Source organism: Methylibium rhizosphaerae (assembly GCF_006386545.1).
GTDB classification, from domain to species: Bacteria; Pseudomonadota; Gammaproteobacteria; order Burkholderiales; family Burkholderiaceae_C; genus Pseudorivibacter; species Pseudorivibacter rhizosphaerae.
In genome coordinates this window covers 85,892-103,781 of record NZ_SWAR01000010.1, presented here as the reverse complement: position 1 = coordinate 103,781, position 17,890 = coordinate 85,892, and the positions used below count along the sequence as shown (strand labels likewise).

Below are 17,890 nucleotides of genomic sequence, written 5' to 3'. Positions count from 1 at the left end.
TGAGGAAGGAGACGGCTACATGTCCCCAACAGTGGCGCTTTACTTCGCGCTAGCGTGTGGTTTGGCCGCGGTGCTGTATGGCTTCATACAGCGCAGCTGGATCCTGAAGCAGGACGCAGGCAACGCCCGCATGCAGGAGATCTCCGGCGCGGTGCAGCAGGGGGCGGCCGCCTACCTGGCCCGCCAGTACCGCACCATCGCCATCGTCGGCGTGGTGCTGGCCATCCTGATCTTCGTGACGCCTGGGCTGGGCATGCTCACCGCGGCCGGCTTCGTGTTGGGGGCGCTGCTCTCGGGCGCCTGCGGCTTCATCGGCATGAACGTCTCGGTGCGTGCCAACGTGCGCACCGCCCAGGCGGCCACGCAGGGCATCGGCCCGGCACTCGACATCGCCTTCAAGGGCGGCGCCATCACCGGCATGCTGGTGGTGGGCCTGGGGCTGCTGGGCGTGGGCCTGTTCTTCTGGCTGATCGGCGGCATGGCCAAGCCCGACTCGGCCACCCTCAAGCCCCTGCTCGGGCTGGCCTTCGGCTCCTCGCTGATCTCGATCTTCGCGCGGCTGGGCGGCGGCATCTTCACCAAGGGTGCCGACGTAGGCGCCGACCTCGTGGGCAAGGTGGAAGCCGGCATCCCCGAGGACGACCCGCGCAACCCGGCCGTGATCGCCGACAACGTGGGCGACAACGTGGGTGACTGCGCCGGCATGGCAGCCGACCTGTTCGAGACCTATGCGGTCACGCTGATCGCCACCATGGCGCTGGGCGCCCTCATGGTGGTGGGCGGCGGCGCGGCGGCGGTGTACCCGCTCGTGCTGGGCGGCGTGTCGATCATCGCGTCGATCATCGGCTGCTTCTTCGTGAAGGCCAGCCCCGGCATGAAGAACGTGATGCCGGCGCTCTACAAGGGCCTCATCGTCGCGGGCGTGCTGTCGCTGGTGGCCTTCTACTTCGTCACCACGGCGATGTTCCCCAACGGGGTGGAGCTCATCGGCGGCGCCAGGGCATCGGCGCTGGCGATGTGGGGCACCTGCGTGGTGGGCCTCGTGCTCACCGCCGCCATGGTCTGGATCACCGAGTACTACACCGGCACCGACTTCAAGCCGGTGAAGCATGTGGCGCAGGCATCCACCACCGGCCACGCGACCAACATCATCGCGGGCATCGGCGTGAGCATGAAGAGCACGGCCTGGCCGGTGATCTTCGTCTGCGTGGCCATCCTCGCCTCGTACTGGCTCGCAGGCCTGTACGGCATTGCCATCGCCGCCACCTCCATGCTCAGCATGGCCGGCATCATCGTGGCGCTCGACGCCTACGGCCCGATCACCGACAACGCCGGCGGCATCGCCGAGATGGCCGAGCTGCCCGACTCGGTGCGCGACATCACCGACCCGCTGGACGCGGTGGGCAACACCACCAAGGCGGTCACCAAGGGCTATGCCATCGGCTCGGCCGGCCTCGCCGCGCTGGTGCTGTTCGCCGACTACACCCATTCGCTCGAGTCGCGCGGCATCAGCGCGAGCTTCGACCTGTCGAACCCCAAGGTGATCGTCGGCCTGTTCATCGGCGGCCTGATCCCCTACCTGTTCGGCGCCATGGCCATGGAAGCGGTGGGCCGAGCCGCCGGCTCGGTGGTCGAGGAGGTGCGCCGCCAGTTCCGCGAGATCAAGGGGATCATGGAAGGCACCGGCAAGCCCGAATACGGCCGTGCGGTCGACATGCTCACCGGGGCCGCCATCAAGGAAATGATGATTCCGTCGCTGCTGCCGGTGGTGGTGCCCATCCTCGTGGGCCTGCTCCTCGGCGCCGAGGCGCTGGGCGGCCTGCTCATGGGCACCATCGTCACCGGCCTGTTCGTCGCCATCTCCATGTGCACCGGCGGCGGCGCCTGGGACAACGCCAAGAAGTACATCGAGGACGGCAACCACGGCGGCAAGGGCAGCGACGCCCACAAGGCCGCGGTGACCGGCGACACGGTGGGCGACCCCTACAAGGACACCGCCGGCCCCGCGGTGAACCCGCTCATCAAGATCATCAACATCGTGGCGCTGCTGATCGTGCCGCTGCTGCCGGCCGGCACGGCCGGCACGGCCGCCCATGCCGACCCACAGGCCGCCGCCATGGCGGCCGGGCGCGCGCAGCTGGAGGTCAACACGGCGGTGAACGTGTACTTCGCCCTCGGCAAGGCCGAGCTGCCCGTGGAAAGCAACGAGGCGATCAACAAGCTCTCGGAAGTGGCACGCAACGGCGGCGGCATGCTGGTGGTGAGCGGCTACCACGACGCCAGCGGCGATGCAGCCCAGAACGCGGAGCTGGCCAAGCAGCGTGCCATGACGGTGGCCCATGCGCTGGAGGCCAACGGCGTGCCGAAGGAGCGCATCCAGCTGCAAAAGCCCGAGCTGCTGGTCGGCTCGACCAACCCCGACGAGGCCCGCCGGGTGGAGGTGCGGCTGCAATAGCGGCTGCCCTGCACTTGTGGCAAAGGCCCGCTTCGGCGGGCCTTTCTCTTGCAGCGACCGCGTGCCTGCGCCTCAGTCGGGCAGCTGGTTCACCGTGAGCCAGAAGTCCGCGACCTTGCGCGCCACCTCGCGAAACGCGTCGAAGTCGACCGGCTTGACCACATAGCCGTTGGCCCCCAGGCGGTAGCTCTCGCGCAGGTCGTGCGGGTGCCGCGAGCTGCTCAACATGACCACCGGAATGGTGGCGGTGGTGGCGTCGCGCTTGAGCTGCACCAGCAGGTCCAGTCCGCTCTCGCCTTGCAGCTTGAGGTCAAGCAGCACCAGCCGCGGGTGGCAGGCGGCCACCGCCTGCGCGGCCTCGCGCACGGTGGCAGCCACCCGCAGGGCGATCGCGACGTGATGCCGCAGGGCCACCAGCGACAGCTCCGCCTCGACTGCACTGTCGTCCACCAGCAGCACGTAGGGCTCCCCCGCGTTCATGTCCACCGAGGGGATGCGGGCCGGCTTGGGCGCGGCCCGGCGCCCAGCCGAGCTCAAGGCGCGGCTCCCTGCAGCGCGAGGAAGAACGATGCCCCCCGCCCCGGAGCGGCCTCGGCCCAGATGCGCCCGCCGTGGCGCTGCACGATGCGCTGCACGATGGCCAGGCCCACCCCGGTGCCTTCGAACTCGTCCTGCCGGTGCAGCCGCTGGAACACGTTGAACAGCTTGTCGGCGTGTCCCATGTCGAACCCTGCGCCGTTGTCCTTCACGTGCACGATGCAAACGCCCTCCTCTTCGCCTTGCCGGCAACCCACCTCGATGACCGGGTGCTCCTGCCGGCGCGTGTACTTGACGGCATTGCCCAGCAGGTTAGCGAACACCTGCCGCAGCATCGCCTCGTCGGCCAGCAGGCGCGGCAGAGGCTGCACCGACACGGCGATGCGCCGCGCCGCGATCTCCTCGCGCAACTCGGCCAGGCAGTGCGCCACCACGGTGGCCAGGTCCACCGGATGCATGTCGAGCGGCTGCTGGGCCGTCTGCGCGAACCGGAGCAGGTCCTCGATCAGCGTGGCCATGCGCTGTGCACCATGGCGCACAAGGCCGAGGAAACGCTGCGCCTCGGGCGGCAGGTCGGCGGCGTAGTCCTGCAGCAGCAGCGAGGCATAGCCGTCGACCACCCGCAGGGGCGCCCGCAGGTCGTGCGACACCGAATAGGAAAAGGCCTCGAGACCGCGGTTGGCGGACTCCAGGTCGCGGTTGGCCGCCTCCAGTTCCAGCGTGCGCTGGCGCACGCGCTGCTCCAGGCCGGCGTTGAGAGCAACCACCTCGTCTTCGGCCTGCTTGCGTTCGGTGACGTCGTCGCGGGCCACGACGATGCGCAGGTCGCCTTCGCCGCGAAAGCGCGTGAGCCACACGATGAACCACCGCCGCCCCGCCGCGCCTTCGAAGGCGCACTCGAACCGCAACTCGTCGGCTTCACCGGCCAGCACGCTGCGCACGCCTTGCGCGCAGCGCCGGGCGGCCACGTCACCACCGGCGGCGGCACGGTCGCAGTGCTCCAGGTAGTTGATCCCTTCGCCGCCGCCGGCCGGGGCCTCGAAGGCGCGCCAGGCCTTGTTGGTGCCGATGATGAGGCCCTGCTCGTCGAGGATGGCGACATGGGACGACAGCGAGTCGAGCGTCTCGCGGGCGAAACGCTCGGAGGCCCGCAGCGCGGCCTCCGCCCGCTTCACGTCGCTCAGGTCGTGCACCGTGAGCACCGAGCCGGTCGGCCGCCCCTCCACCGAGATGGGCGCGCGCGACCAGGCCACCGGCACCGGCCTGCCGTCCTTGCGATAGAAGATGTCGTCATGGTGCTGCGACGCCTCGCCGTCGCGCTGCACCTTGCCGGAGAGCAGGCCGCCCTCCAGTTCGTGGAAGCGCCAGCCGAACATCTTCTCGGCATAAGCGTTCATGAAGCTCACCCTGCCCGATTCGTCGCACACGAAGATGCCGACGGCTGCGGTGTCGGTGATGTTGCGGGTGAGATTGAGCTGGTATTCGAGCAGGCCGTTGGCCATGGCGAGCTCGTGGTTCTTTTCCTCGAGCTTGTTGACCAGCGCCTGGTTGTACTGCCGCAGCACCTGGCCCTCGTCGGGGGCGGGCGCGACCTGCTGCTGCGCCCGCTCCGGCCGCTGCAGGGGTGCCTGGCGCAGCGCCTCGAGGATGACCTGTACCGGCGCCGGTTTGGTGAGGTAGGCATCGGCGCCGACCGAGCGCGCCAGCTCGCGGTCGGAGGGCGAGTTGTAGGTGCTCGTATACAGCAGGAAAGGCAGTTGGGCCAGGCGCGGGTCCTTGCGCAATTCGAGGCACAGCCTGAAGCCGTCCATCTCGGGCATGAGGATGTCCGAGATGACCCCGTCGTACGAGCCGCCTGCGGCCAGCACCCGCAGGGCTTCCACGCCGTGGGCCGCCTGCTCGACGGCGAGGCCCTCGGCCTCGAGCTGTGCGCGCAGCAGCTTCAGGTTGAGCGGGTTGTCATCGACGATCAGCAGTTTCACCGGCCCTCGCCTTCCTCGGGCTGCCATGCGCGGCGGGCGGCGGCCTGCTGCAGCACCTGCCGCACGAGCGACGGCATGGCGCGCGTGTCGATCGGCTTGGTGATGTAGCCGTCGCAGCCGGCCTCGCGCGCCCGGTTGTCGTCGCCCTTCATCGCAAATGCGGTGAGCGCGATCACCGGCACGTGGCGCAGCCGCGCATCGGCCTTGAGGCGGCGAGTCAGCTCGAGACCGTCCATGCCAGGCAGGGCGATGTCCATCAGGATGAGGTCGGGCACCTGATCGGCCAGCAGCGCCTCGGCCTGCTCGGCATCGGCGGCCGGCACGACCGTGTGGCCTTCGGCCCGCAGCAGCGCGGAGGCGAGCTTGAGGTTCGTGGGGTTGTCGTCCACGACGAGGATCACCGCTTCGGTCGTGCTCATGTGGACGCCGGCGCCTCCTGCATCTCGCGCGTCTCGTGCAGCGGCAGCACCACGGTAAAGGTGCTGCCCTGCCCCGGTGCGCTCTGCACGCTGATCTCGCCATGCTGGAACTCGACCAGCTTGCGGGTCAGCGCCAGCCCGAGCCCGGTGCCCTGGTAGCGACGGCCGGCGCCGGAGTCGATCTGCTGGAACTCGACGAACAGCCGGTTGAAGTCTTCCGGCCGGATGCCGATGCCGGTGTCGCGCACCTGCATGCACAGCACGCCCGCGCCTTCGGGCCGCACCTGCAGCTCGACCTGGCCGCCTTCGTCGGTGAACTTCACCGCGTTGGACAGCAGGTTGAACAGCACCTGCTTGAACTTCTGCCGGTCGAGGGTGACCTGGGCCAGCGCCGGGTCGACCGAGCGCTGCACCTGGATGCGCTTCGCCTGCGCCATCTGCAGGATCACCGAACACACCTCGTCGATGGCCTGCGGCAGCGCGAACGCCTCGGGGAAGAGCTCCATGCGGCCGGCTTCCACCTTCGACAGGTCGAGCACGTCGTTGATCAGCTGCAGCAGGTGGCGGCCGCTGTTGAGGATGTCGTTGAGGAAGTCCTTCTGCTGCTCGTTGAGCGGCCCGGCCTTGCCGTCGTAGAGCAGCTCGGAGAAGCCGATGATGCCGTTGAGCGGCGTGCGCAGCTCGTGCGACATGTTGGCGAGGAACTCGCTCTTCAGCCGGCTCGCTTCCTGCAGCTTCTGCTCCACGCGCTTGCGCTCGGTGACGTCGCGGATGGCGCTGGACACGAACAGCCCCTCCTCGGTCTGCAAGGGGCTCAGGCTGATCTCGACCGGAAACTCGGAACCGTCCTTGCGCAGGCCGTGAAGATCGAGCCCAGCGCCCATCGCCCGCACCTTGGGGTTGGCGAAGAAGCCGCCGCGGTGCCCCGGGTGCGCGGCATGGAAGCGCTGCGGCACCAGGATCTCGATCCGCTTGCCCAGCAGTTCGTCGCGCGCCCAGCCGAACAGCCTCACCGCCTGCGAGTTGGCGAGCACGATCTCGCCGCGCTGGTCGACGATCACCATCGCATCGGGCGCCGACTCCAGCAGGTCGCGGAACTTCTGGTCGGCGCGGCGGCGGGCGTCGCGCCGGTCTGTGATGTCGCGCACCGCGCTCATCACCATGACGCCCTCTTCAGTGGCCAGGGGGCTCAGGCTGATCTCGACCGGGAACTCCTCGCCGGACTTGCGCTGGCCGTAGAGCTCCTGGCTGGCGCCCATGTTGCGGGTGCGTGGCGCCGAGAAGTAGCCGCCGCGCAGGCCCAGGTGCGCGGCGCGGTGCCGGTCGGGCAGCAGCGTCTCCACGCCCTGGCCGATGAGCTCGTGGCGCGAATAACCGAACAGGCGCTCGGCCTGCGAGTTCACGAGGATGATGCGGCCGGTGACGTTGACGATGACGATGGCATCGGGCGTGTACTCGAGCAGGTCGCGGTACTTCGCCTCCACCAGCTTCGCATCGCGCTGCGTCTTCAGGTGCGTCACGTCCTTCATGCTGCGCACGAGGCATCGCGGCTGGCCCTCCTCGGTGGCCACCGCCCTGAAGCTGACGCTCATGTGCAGCAGGGAGCCGTCCTTGCGGCGGCGCACCGTCTCGTACACCACCGAGGCGCCTGCCAGCGCCTCCCGTTCCCGCTCGGCGGCCTGGCCCGACTGCCCGGCCGGCACGATGAGCTCGTGCAACGGGTGGCCGAGGGCTTCTTCCTGCGAGTAGCCGAAGATGGCGCAGGCCGCGGCATTCCAGTACAGCACGCGCCCGTCGGGGCCGGAAACCACGGTGGCATCCGGCGTGTGCTCCAGCAGCAGCGACGCGTAGTCGGTGTCCACGGGCCCCTCCCTGAGAGCCGCCGCGGGGGCGGCCGGCATTCGGCGTTTCTACTCCAAGTCCGCCGGCCGCACAACGAAAAGGAAGGGGGAGGCGCGAAGCGATGGATGGCAAAAGGCGAAGGGCCGCTGTACGCGGCCCTTCGTCAACGCATCACCCGAACCGCGCTACTTGCGCTGCGGCGGCACGTCGGTGCAGGTGCCGTGCGCGATCTCGGCGGCCATGCCCACGCTTTCGCCCAGCGTCGGATGCGGGTGGATGGTCTTGCCGATGTCCACCTCGTCGGCGCCCATCTCGATGGCCAGCGCCACTTCGCTGATGAGGTCGCCGGCATGCGTGCCAACGATGCCGCCGCCCACGATGCGATGCGTCTCGGCGTCGAACAGCAGCTTGGTAAAGCCTTCGTCACGCGTGTTGGCGATGGCGCGACCAGAAGCCGACCAGGGGAACTGGCCCTTCTTGATCTTGATGCCCTGCGCCTTGGCCTGCTCCTCGGTGAGGCCCACCCAGGCCACCTCGGGGTCGGTGTAGGCGACGCTCGGGATCACCCGTGCATCGAAGGCCGCCTTCTCGCCGGCGGCCACTTCCGCGGCAACGTGCGCCTCGTGCACCGCCTTGTGGGCCAGCATGGGCTGGCCGACGATGTCGCCGATGGCGAAGATGTGCGGCACGTTGGTGCGCATCTGCACGTCCACCGGGATGAAGCCGCGGTCGGACACCACCACGCCAGCCTTCTCGGCGCCGATCTTCTTGCCGTTGGGCACCCGGCCCACCGCCTGCAGCACGAGGTCGTAGAGCTGCGGATCCTTCGGCGCTCCCTCGCCTTCGAACTTGACGAGGATGCCGTCCTTCGTGGCCTCGGCACCCACCGTCTTGGTCTTCAGCATGATGTTGTCGAAGCGCTCGGCGTTCATCTTCTGCCACACCCGCACGAGGTCGCGGTCGGCGCCCTGCATCAGGCCGTCGAGCATTTCGACCACATCCAGGCGCGCGCCGAGGGTGGAATACACCGTGCCCATCTCGAGGCCGATGATGCCGCCGCCCACGATGAGCATGCGCTTGGGCGCCGACTTCAGCTCCAGCGCGCCGGTGGAGTCGACGATGCGCTCGTCGTTCGGGAAGAACGGCAGCCGCACCGCCTGCGAGCCGGCCGCGATGATGCAGTGCTTGAAGCGGATGGTCTGCGTCTTGCCGGTTTTTTCCTGCGCGCTGCCGGTGGTTTCTTCCACGGTGACATGGTGCGGGTCGGCAAAGCTGCCGTAGCCGCGCACCACGGTGACCTTGCGCATCTTGGCCATCGAGGTGAGGCCGCCGGTGAGCTTGCCCACCACCTTGTTCTTGTGGGCCAGCAGCTTGGGCAGGTCCACCTTCGGGGCACCGTAGTCGATGCCCAGGTCGGCGAAGTGCTTCACCTCGTCCATCACCGCGGCCACGTGCAGCAGCGCCTTCGACGGGATGCAGCCCACGTTCAGGCACACGCCGCCCAGGGTGGCATAGCGCTCCACCAGCACCGTCTTCATGCCGAGGTCGGCGGCGCGGAAGGCGGCCGAATAGCCGCCGGGGCCGGCGCCGAGCACCAGCATGTCGCACTCGATGTCGGCACCGCCGGCATAGCTGGAGGCCACCGGGGCGGGTGCCGAAGCAGCCTGCGCCGGCGCAGCCGCCGGGGTCGGCGCCGCGGCAGGCGACGGTGCCGGCGCGGCAGCGCCTTCGGCGTCGAGCGAGAGGATCACCGTGCCTTCGTTGACGGTGTCGCCCAGCTTGACCTTGAGCTCCTTCACCACGCCGGCGTGCGACGACGGAATCTCCATCGAAGCCTTGTCGGACTCCACCGTGATGAGCGATTGCTCGGCTTTCACCGTGTCGCCGGGCTTGACCAGCACTTCGATGATGGCGACGTCCTTGAAGTCGCCGATGTCGGGAACCTTGATGTCGATGACGGCCACGTCGCGCTCCTTACAGCAACACGCGGCGGAAGTCCGCCAGCACTTGCGCCAGATAGGCGTTGAAGCGAGCCGCGGCTGCGCCGTCGATCACGCGGTGGTCGTACGACAGCGACAGCGGCAGCGTCAGGCGTGGCACGAATTGCTTGCCGTCCCACACCGGCTTCATCGCACTCTTCGACAAACCGAGGATGGCGACTTCAGGCGCGTTGATGATCGGCGTGAAGTGCGTGCCGCCGATGCCGCCGAGCGAGCTGATCGAGAAGCAGCCGCCCGTCATGTCGACCGGACCCAGCTTGCCGTCGCGCGCCTTCTTGGCGAGCTCACCCATCTCCTGGCTGATCTGCAGGACGCCCTTCTTGTCGGCGTCCTTCAGCACCGGCACCACCAGGCCATTGGGCGTGTCGGCCGCGAACCCGATGTGGAAATACTGCTTGTAGACGAGCGTGTCGCCGTCGAGGCTGGTGTTGAACTCGGGGAACTTCTTCAGTGCCGAGACCACCGCCTTGATGACGAAAGCCAGCATCGTGACCTTGATGCCGGACTTCTCGTTTTCCTTGTTCGTCGCCACGCGGAAGGCTTCGAGCTCGGTGATGTCGGCCTCGTCGTTGTTGGTGACGTGCGGGATCATCACCCAGTTGCGATGCAGGTTCGCGCCGCTGATCTTCTTGATGCGCGAGAGATCCTTGCGATCGACCGGACCGAACTTGGCGAAGTCGACCTGCGGCCACGGCAGCAGGCCGGGCAGCGAACCACCGGCGGCTGCGGCCGGTGCCTTGGCCTTCTGCGCCTGGGTCTGCACGTTGCCCGCCATCACGCCCTTGACGAAGTTCTGCACGTCGTCCTGCGTGATGCGCCCCTTGGGGCCGGAGCCCTTCACTTCGCCCAGCGGCACGCCGAGCTCGCGCGCGAGCCGGCGGATGGAAGGCGAGGCATGCGGCAGCGTGCCTTTGGGAGCGGTCGGCTCATGGGCCGGCAGCGCCGCGGTGGGCTCGGTGCGCTCGACCGGCTTGCTGGCCAGCGGCGCAGGCGCCGGGCCCGCGGCCGGCGCGGGCGCCGGCGACGGCGCGGCAGCAGCGCCGCCCGCGGCCTCGACCACCGCGATCACGCTGCCCTTGGACACCTTGTCGCCGATCTTGACCTTGAGTTCCTTCAGCACGCCGGCGTGCGACGACGGGATCTCCATCGAGGCCTTGTCGCTCTCGACGGTGATGAGCGACTGCTCGGCCTTGATGGTGTCGCCCGGCTTGGCCAGCAGCTCGATCACGGCCACCTCGGAAAAGTCGCCGATGTCAGGCACCACCACGTCCACCGGGCCGGCAGCCGGGGCGGGTGCGGCAGCAGCAGGCGCCGGGGCTGGCGCGGCGGCCTGAGGCGCCGGGGCAGGTGCAGCGGCGGCGGGCGCGGGGGCAGCTGCGGCGCCGCCTTCGCCTTCGACCAGCAGCACCAGCGAGCCCTCGCTCACCTTGTCGCCGATCTTGACCTTGAGTTCCTTCACCACGCCGCCGTGCGTGGCCGGGATTTCCATCGAGGCCTTGTCGCTCTCGACGGTGATGAGGCTCTGGTCCGGCTTGATGGTGTCGCCCGGCTTGACGAGCAACTCGATGATCTCGACGTCCTTGAAGTCCCCGATGTCGGGGACCTTGACTTCAACCAATGCCATTTTTTGTCCCCGTGGTTCTTATGCGTAGAGCGGGTTGATCTTCTCGGTATTGATGCCGTACTTCTTGATGGCTTCGGCGACCTTCGCGACCGGCACCGTGCCCTCGTCGGCGAGGGCCTTGAGCGCGGCGACCACGATGTAGTGGCGGTTCACCTCGAAATGCTCGCGCAGCTTGGAGCGGAAGTCACTGCGGCCGAACCCGTCGGTGCCCAGCACCTTGTAGGTGCGGCCCTTGGGCATGAAGGCGCGGATCTGCTCGGCGTAGTTCTTCATGTAGTCGGTCGAGGCGATCACCGGGCCGGCATGGCCGCCCAGCTGCTGGGCCACGAACGGCACGCGCGGGGTCTCGGTCGGATGCAGCAGGTTCCAGCGCTCGGCGTCCTGGCCGTCGCGGGCCAGCTCGTTGAAGCTCGGGCAGCTCCACACGTTGGCGCTCACGCCCCAGTCCTTCTCGAGCAGTTCCTTGGCGAACATCGACTCGCGCAGGATGGTGCCGCTGCCCAGCAGGTTCACCCGCGGCGTGTTCTTCTGCTGCTGCGTGCCTTCCTGCAGCAGGTACATGCCCTTGATGATCTGCTCCTCGGTGCCGGGCTTGAGGCCCGGGTGCGGGTAGTTCTCGTTCAGCAGGGTCAGGTAGTAGTAGACGTTCTCCTGCTTCTCGACCATGCGCTTGAGACCGTCGTGCATGATCACCGCGACCTCGTGAGCGAAGGTGGGGTCGTAGCTGATGCAGTTGGGGATGGTGCCCGCCAGGATGTGGCTGTGGCCGTCCTCGTGCTGCAGGCCCTCGCCATTGAGCGTGGTGCGCCCGGAGGTGCCGCCCAGCAGGAAGCCGCGCGCCTGCATGTCGCCGGCCGCCCAGCACAGGTCGCCCACTCGCTGCAGGCCGAACATCGAGTAGTAGATGTAGAACGGGATCATGATGCGGTTGTTCGTCGAGTACGACGTCGCCGCGGCGATCCACGAGCTCATGCCGCCCGCCTCGTTGATGCCTTCCTGCAGGATCTGGCCGGCCTTGTCCTCGCGGTAGTACATGACCTGGTCCTTGTCGACCGGCGTGTACTTCTGGCCCTCGGGGTTGTAGATGCCGATCTGGCGGAACAGGCCCTCCATGCCGAAGGTGCGTGCCTCGTCCACCAGGATGGGCACCGCGCGCGGGCCCAGCTCCTTGTCGCGCAGCAGCGCGGTCAGGAAGCGCACGTAGGCCTGGGTGGTGGAGATCTCGCGGCCCTCGGCCGTGGGCTCCAGCACCGCCTGGAAGGCGGAGAGATCGGGCACCTTCAGCTGCTCGTCGGCCTTGGCGCGGCGGTGCGGCAGGTAGCCGCCCAGCGCCTTGCGGCGCTCGTGCAGGTACTTCATCTCCGGCGTGTCGTCGGCCGGCTTGTAGAACGGGATGCCCTTGTCGATCTGCTCGTCGCTCACCGGGATGTTGAAGCGGTCGCGCATCCCCTTGATGTCGTCGTTCGTGAGCTTCTTGGTCTGGTGCGCGGTGTTCTTGCCTTCACCGCTCTTGCCCATGCCGAAGCCCTTGACGGTCTTCACCAGCAGCACCGTGGGCTGCCCCTTGTGGTTGACCGCGCGGTGGTATGCCGCGTAGACCTTCTGCGGGTCGTGGCCGCCGCGCTGCAGGCGCCAGATGTCGTCGTCGCTCATCTTGGAGACGAGCTCGAGCGTCTTGGGGTGGCGGCCGAAGAAGTTCTTGCGGATGAAGGCGCCGTCGTTGGCACGGAAGGCCTGGTAGTCGCCGTCCACCGTGTCCATCATGATCTTGCGCAGGATGCCGTCCTTGTCGCGCGCCAGCAGCGGATCCCAGTAGCTGCCCCACAGCAGCTTGATGACGTTCCAGCCTGCCCCGCGGAACTCGCCTTCGAGCTCCTGGACGATCTTGCCGTTGCCTCGCACCGGGCCGTCCAGGCGCTGCAGGTTGCAGTTGATGACGAAGATCAGGTTGTCGAGCTTCTCGCGCGCGGCCAGGCCGATGGCGCCCAGGCTCTCGGGCTCGTCCATTTCGCCGTCGCCGCAGAACACCCAGACCTTGCGGTTGCTGGTGTCGGCGATGCCGCGGGCATGCAGGTACTTGAGGAAGCGCGCCTGGTAGATCGCCATGATGGGACCCAGGCCCATCGAGACGGTCGGGAACTGCCAGAACTCGGGCATCAGCTTCGGGTGCGGATAGCTGGAGAGGCCCTTGCCGTCGACTTCCTGGCGGAAGTTGAGCAACTGCTCTTCAGTGATGCGGCCTTCCATGTAGGCGCGGGCATAGATGCCGGGAGACGAGTGGCCCTGTATGTAGAGCAGGTCGCCGCCGTGGCCTTCGTGCTCGGCATGCCAGAAGTGGTTGAAGCCGGCGCCGAACATGGTCGCCACCGAGGCGAACGAGGAGATGTGGCCGCCGAGGTCGCCGCCGTCGGCCGGGTCGAGGCGGTTGGCCTTCACCACCATGGCCATCGCGTTCCAGCGCATGTAGGCGCGCAGCCGTTCCTCGATGTCGAGGTTCCCCGGGCAGCGCTCTTCCTGGTCGGTCGGAATGGTGTTGACGTAGGCCGTGTTGGCCGAGAACGGCACGTCGACGCCGGCCTGGCGGGCCTGGTCGATCAGCTGCTCGAGCAGGAAGTGGGCGCGGTCGCCGCCTTCTGCCTGTATGACGGCGGACAGGGCATCCAGCCATTCACGGGTTTCTTGCGCGTCGGCGTCATTCGCCGCGGCGCCCAGCACGGACTCCGGCAGTGCGGACATGGTCTTGTCTCCTGTGGAAAGTGGGCCGCGGCCCTGTTCGCTGCCCTGTTTTAGGGCGCTCGGTCTAGTTTCGCACAGCTCCTTTCGGTTTTCAAATGGCGCGAGCACGTTTCATATTGAGAAAACTACGTACATGCCCCTTCGACAGCCGTGACGCGCCGCACGCAGCGCCCGCGACTGCGCCTCGATAATTCGGCGATGCATCTGCAAGCCCCCGACTCCACGCTGCTGCCGCCGGCCAAGTCGCCGCCCCGCCGCCTGTTCTGGGCCTGGTGGCGGCGCCAGTCGCCGGCCCGCCAGGACCGCTTCGCCACGCTGGGCCCGCTGATCTCGGTGATGCTGTTCCTGGCGGCCATCATTGCGGCCTTCTGGTACCTGCGGAACGAGGAGTTCGAGCGCGAGCAGGAATCGGTCAAGCGCGACACCGAGATCGTCCAGCAGCAGATCCGCCTGCGCCTGATCGAAAACCAGGAGCAACTCGTGCGCATGGCGCGCGAGGTGGTCACCCCGGCCATCGACCCGGAGGACTTTCTCGGCCAGGCCGCCGGCTTCGTGCGGGAACGCCCCGAGGTGGTGAGCCTCGCCTGGCTGCAGCCCAACCGCAACCCGCGCTCGCGCTACCTGTCGCTCAACTTCCCCACAGAGGCCCATCGCGGCGAGTCGCCGGGCTCGGCAACCACCCCGAATGGCTCGAACGCCGAGCCGGAATGGGCCTTCAATGCGGCGCGCGACCTGCGCCAGCCGATGTACTCGCGCCCGCACGCCAATCCCGCCGGCATCACGGTGTTCCAGGTGCACGTGCCCATCATCGACCGCAACAACTTCTCCGGGATGCTGGTGGCCGAGTACTCGGTCGAAGCGCTGCTGCGCTATTTCGTGCCGGCCGAAGTGAGCAAGCGCCACAGCGTGAGCCTGCTCGACGCCAGCAACCGGGTGCTCGCCAGCACCGCTCCGCAGAGCGCGCAGCCCGGCCGCGAGCGGCCGGCCATCGTGCACGATGTGCCGGTCGCGCCGGTCGGCCACGACTTCATGCTGCGCGGCCACGGCTACCGCACCTCCATCGGCCTGATCGGCAACACGCTGTTCTGGATGGTGGTGGCACTGTCGGCGCTCACCGTCTGGATGCTGCTGGGCACCTGGCGCCACATGCGGCGGCGCCTGCAGATGCAAAGCGCGCTGGTGTCGGAAACGAACTTCCGCCGGGCGATGGAGAACTCCATGCTGACCGGCATGCGGGCCATGGACATGGAAGGCCGCATCACTTACGTGAACCCGGCCTTCTGCGCGATGACCGGCTTCTCGGAAGGCGAGCTGATCGGCCGCCTGCCGCCCTTCCCGCACTGGCCGCCCGACCGCTTCGAAGAAAACACGCGCCTGTTCCACCAGGAGCTGCAGGGCCGCAGCCCGGCCGGCGGCATCGAGGTGCGCGTGATGCGCAGGGACGGCAGCCAGTTCGACGCCCGCATGTACGTGTCGCCGCTGATCGACTCGAAGGGGCAGCAGACCGGCTGGATGACCTCGATGACCAACATCACCGAGGCCAAGCGCATCCGCGACCAGCTCTCGGCATCGCACGAGCGCTTCACCACCGTGCTCGAAGGCCTGGACGCGGCGGTATCGGTGCTGTCGGTGCAGCAGGGCGAGCTGCTGTTCGCCAACCGCTCGTACCGGCTCTGGTTCGGCATCGATTCGCAAGGCCATGCGCAGCTGGCCGGCAGCGAGCACGACCTGCCGGCGCTGCCCGAGAACGACGACACGGTCGACAACTTCGGCGGGCTGCCGACGCAGGAGCTCACCGAAGCCGGGTCCGACACCCGCGAGGTGTTCATCGGCGCGCTGCAGAAATGGTTCGACGTGCGCACCCGCTACCTGCAGTGGACCGACGGCCGGCTGGCCCAGATGCTGATCGCCACCGACATCACCGCACGCCGCCGCGCCGAGGAGCAGGCCTCGCACCAGGCCGAGAAGGCGCAGGTCACGAGCCGCCTGGTCACCATGGGCGAGATGGCCTCGTCGGTGGCCCACGAGCTCAACCAGCCGCTCACCGCCATCACCAACTATTGCAACGGCATGGTGTCGCGCGTGAAGGCGGGCACCATCGGCGAGACGGATCTCATCGCCGCGCTGGAAAAGACCTCCAAGCAGGCGCAGCGGGCCGGGCAGATCATCCACCGCATCCGCGCCTTCGTGAAACGCAGCGAACCGCAGCGCCAGCCTGCCCAGGCGCGCGCCATCGTGGAAGACGCCGTCGAGCTGGCCGGCATCGAGCTGCGCCGCCGCAACGTCACCATCCACACCTATGTCGCGCAGCGGCTGCCGACCATCATGGTGGACCCCATCCTGATCGAGCAGGTGGTGCTCAACCTGCTGAAGAACGCCGCCGAGGCCATCGACACCGCCGGCCTGCCGCCGTCGCGCCGCAACATCGAGCTGCGGGTGGTGCCGCGCCACACGCCCGACGAAGGCGGCGTGATCGAGTTCTCGGTCACCGACTCGGGCCCCGGAATCAAGGACGAGGTGATCAGCCGCCTGTACGAAGCCTTCTTCTCCACCAAGGCCGAAGGCTTGGGCATCGGCCTGTCGCTGTGCCGCTCGATCGTCGAGTCGCACCGCGGACGGATCAAGGCGGAGAACCTCTACAATGGCCCTTCCGTGGTCGGCTGCCGCTTCACCTTCACGGTGCCGGTTGAAACCACCCACTCACACGTTGAAACCGCTGCATGAGCCTGATCCCGAAGAAAGGCACGGTCTACGTCGTCGATGACGACGAAGCCGTTCGCGATTCCCTCCAGTGGCTGCTCGAAGGCAAGGACTACCGGGTCAAGTGCTTCGACTCCTCCGAGTCCTTCCTCTCGCGTTTCGACCCCCGGGAAGTGGCCTGCCTGATCGCCGACATCCGCATGGACGGCATGAGCGGGCTGGAACTCCAGGACCGCCTGATGGAGCGCAAGTCGCCGCTGCCCATCGTCTTCATCACCGGCCACGGCGACGTGCCGATGGCGGTGTCCACCATGAAGAAGGGCGCGATGGACTTCATCGAGAAGCCCTTCAAGGAAGAAGAGCTGCTGGGGCTGGTGGAGCGCATGCTCGACCAGGCTCGCGTCGCCTTCTCCCACCATCAGGAACAGGCCAGCCGCGACGCGCTGCTGTCGCGCCTGACCACCCGCGAGGCGCAGGTGCTCGAGCGCATCGTCGCCGGCCGGCTGAACAAGCAGATCGCCGACGACCTCGGCATCAGCATCAAGACGGTGGAGGCGCACCGCGCCAACATCATGGAAAAGCTGAACGCCAACACCGTGGCCGATCTGCTGAAGATCGCGCTCGGCGCGCAAGCCAAGGCATAACAAGCACACCGCTCACGAGGCCGCTTACCAAGCGGCCTTTTGCTTTTTGGGAACAAAGACCATGACCGCACAACTGATCGACGGCGTTGCCCTGTCCAAGAAGATCCGCGCCGAAGTGGCCGGGCGCGCCGCCCGGCTCACCGCGCGCGGTGTAAGGCCCGGGCTGGCCGTGGTGCTGGTGGGCGACAACCCGGCCAGCCAGGTGTACGTGCGCAACAAGGTCAAGGCCTGCGAGGAAAACGGGCTCCATTCGGTGCTCGAGAAGTACGACGCCGGCCTGTCCGAGGCCGAGCTGCTGGCGCGCATCGGCGCGCTCAACGACGACCCGGCCATCCACGGCATCCTGGTGCAGCTGCCGCTGCCCCCGCACATCGATGCACACAAGGTCATCGAGGCCATCTCGCCCGCCAAGGACGTCGACGGCTTCCACGTCGGCTCGGCCGGCGCGCTGATGGTCGGCCAGCCCGGCTTCAGGCCCTGCACGCCCTACGGCTGCATGAAGATGCTGGAGTCCATCGGTTGCAACCCCAAGGGCAAGCATGCCGTGGTGATCGGCCGCTCCAACATCGTCGGCAAACCCATGGCCATGCTGCTGCTGCAGGCCAGCGCCACCGTGACCGTGTGCCACAGCGCCACGCCCGACCTCGCCTTCCACACCCGTCAGGCCGACATCGTGGTCGCGGCCGTGGGCAAGCGGAACGTGCTGACGGCCGACATGGTCAAACCCGGCGCCGTGGTCATCGACGTCGGCATGAACCGCAACGACGAGGGCAAGCTGTGCGGCGACGTCGATTTCGACGGCGTGAAGGAAGTGGCGGGCTGGATCACTCCCGTTCCCGGTGGTGTCGGCCCCATGACCATCACCATGCTGCTGGTCAACACGATCGAATCCGCGGAGCGCGCGGCAGGCTGAGTAGGATGGCTTGACCTCTGCCGGGTCGCCCCCACTAC

At 67.9% G+C, this 17,890-nt stretch carries 11 protein-coding genes; 4 read left to right on the top strand and 7 right to left on the bottom strand.

Annotated elements, in window-relative coordinates; translation table 11 throughout:
- Positions 1-19 precede the first annotated feature (19 nt).
- A complete protein-coding gene (locus tag E8D38_RS10055) occupies positions 20-2,455 on the top strand; it encodes a sodium-translocating pyrophosphatase (RefSeq protein WP_140628687.1) in 2,436 nt (811 codons plus the stop codon).
- 72 nt (positions 2,456-2,527) lie between these two features.
- Here E8D38_RS10055 and E8D38_RS10050 read toward each other — a convergent pair whose 3' ends face one another.
- The 7 genes from E8D38_RS10050 to aceE form a co-directional block, all read right to left on the bottom strand.
- A complete protein-coding gene (locus E8D38_RS10050; protein WP_140628684.1) occupies positions 2,528-2,992 on the bottom strand; it encodes a response regulator in 465 nt (154 codons plus the stop codon).
- On the bottom strand, positions 2,989-4,974 hold the full coding sequence (locus E8D38_RS10045; RefSeq protein WP_181179018.1) for an ATP-binding protein: 1,986 nt from the start codon (positions 4,972-4,974) through the stop codon (positions 2,989-2,991). The genes E8D38_RS10050 and E8D38_RS10045 overlap by 4 nt, the downstream gene beginning before the upstream one ends.
- On the bottom strand, positions 4,971-5,393 hold the full coding sequence (locus E8D38_RS10040; RefSeq protein WP_140628678.1) for a response regulator: 423 nt from the start codon (positions 5,391-5,393) through the stop codon (positions 4,971-4,973). Before E8D38_RS10040 ends, E8D38_RS10045 begins: the two co-directional genes overlap by 4 nt.
- On the bottom strand, positions 5,390-7,255 hold the full coding sequence (locus tag E8D38_RS10035; RefSeq protein ID WP_246099424.1) for a PAS domain-containing sensor histidine kinase: 1,866 nt from the start codon (positions 7,253-7,255) through the stop codon (positions 5,390-5,392). The genes E8D38_RS10040 and E8D38_RS10035 overlap by 4 nt, the downstream gene beginning before the upstream one ends.
- A 165-nt stretch (positions 7,256-7,420) precedes the next feature.
- The gene (lpdA, locus tag E8D38_RS10030; RefSeq protein ID WP_140628672.1) at positions 7,421-9,199 is read right to left on the bottom strand and encodes a dihydrolipoyl dehydrogenase; all 1,779 of its coding nucleotides are present in this window, start codon (positions 9,197-9,199) and stop codon (positions 7,421-7,423) included.
- A gap of 10 nt (positions 9,200-9,209) precedes the next feature.
- A complete protein-coding gene (gene aceF / locus E8D38_RS10025; RefSeq protein WP_140628669.1) occupies positions 9,210-10,859 on the bottom strand; it encodes a dihydrolipoyllysine-residue acetyltransferase in 1,650 nt (549 codons plus the stop codon).
- A gap of 18 nt (positions 10,860-10,877) precedes the next feature.
- Positions 10,878-13,595, bottom strand: a complete 2,718-nt coding sequence (gene aceE / locus E8D38_RS10020; protein ID WP_140628667.1) for a pyruvate dehydrogenase (acetyl-transferring), homodimeric type — start codon at positions 13,593-13,595, stop codon at positions 10,878-10,880.
- A 198-nt stretch (positions 13,596-13,793) separates the two neighbouring features.
- On the opposite strand from aceE, the gene E8D38_RS10015 reads away from it, so the two are divergent.
- The 3 genes from E8D38_RS10015 to folD all read left to right on the top strand — a co-directional run bounded on the left by E8D38_RS10015 (position 13,794) and on the right by folD (position 17,852).
- On the top strand, positions 13,794-16,319 hold the full coding sequence (locus E8D38_RS10015) for a PAS domain S-box protein (protein ID WP_140628664.1): 2,526 nt from the start codon (positions 13,794-13,796) through the stop codon (positions 16,317-16,319).
- Entirely contained in the window at positions 16,316-16,939 is a 624-nt protein-coding gene (locus E8D38_RS10010) for a response regulator transcription factor (RefSeq protein ID WP_140628661.1), read from the top strand. Before E8D38_RS10015 ends, E8D38_RS10010 begins: the two co-directional genes overlap by 4 nt.
- A 61-nt stretch (positions 16,940-17,000) precedes the next feature.
- Positions 17,001-17,852, top strand: coding sequence for a bifunctional methylenetetrahydrofolate dehydrogenase/methenyltetrahydrofolate cyclohydrolase FolD (folD, locus tag E8D38_RS10005; protein WP_140628658.1), 852 nt, complete (start codon positions 17,001-17,003; stop codon positions 17,850-17,852).
- The last annotated feature ends 38 nt before the right edge of the window (positions 17,853-17,890 follow it).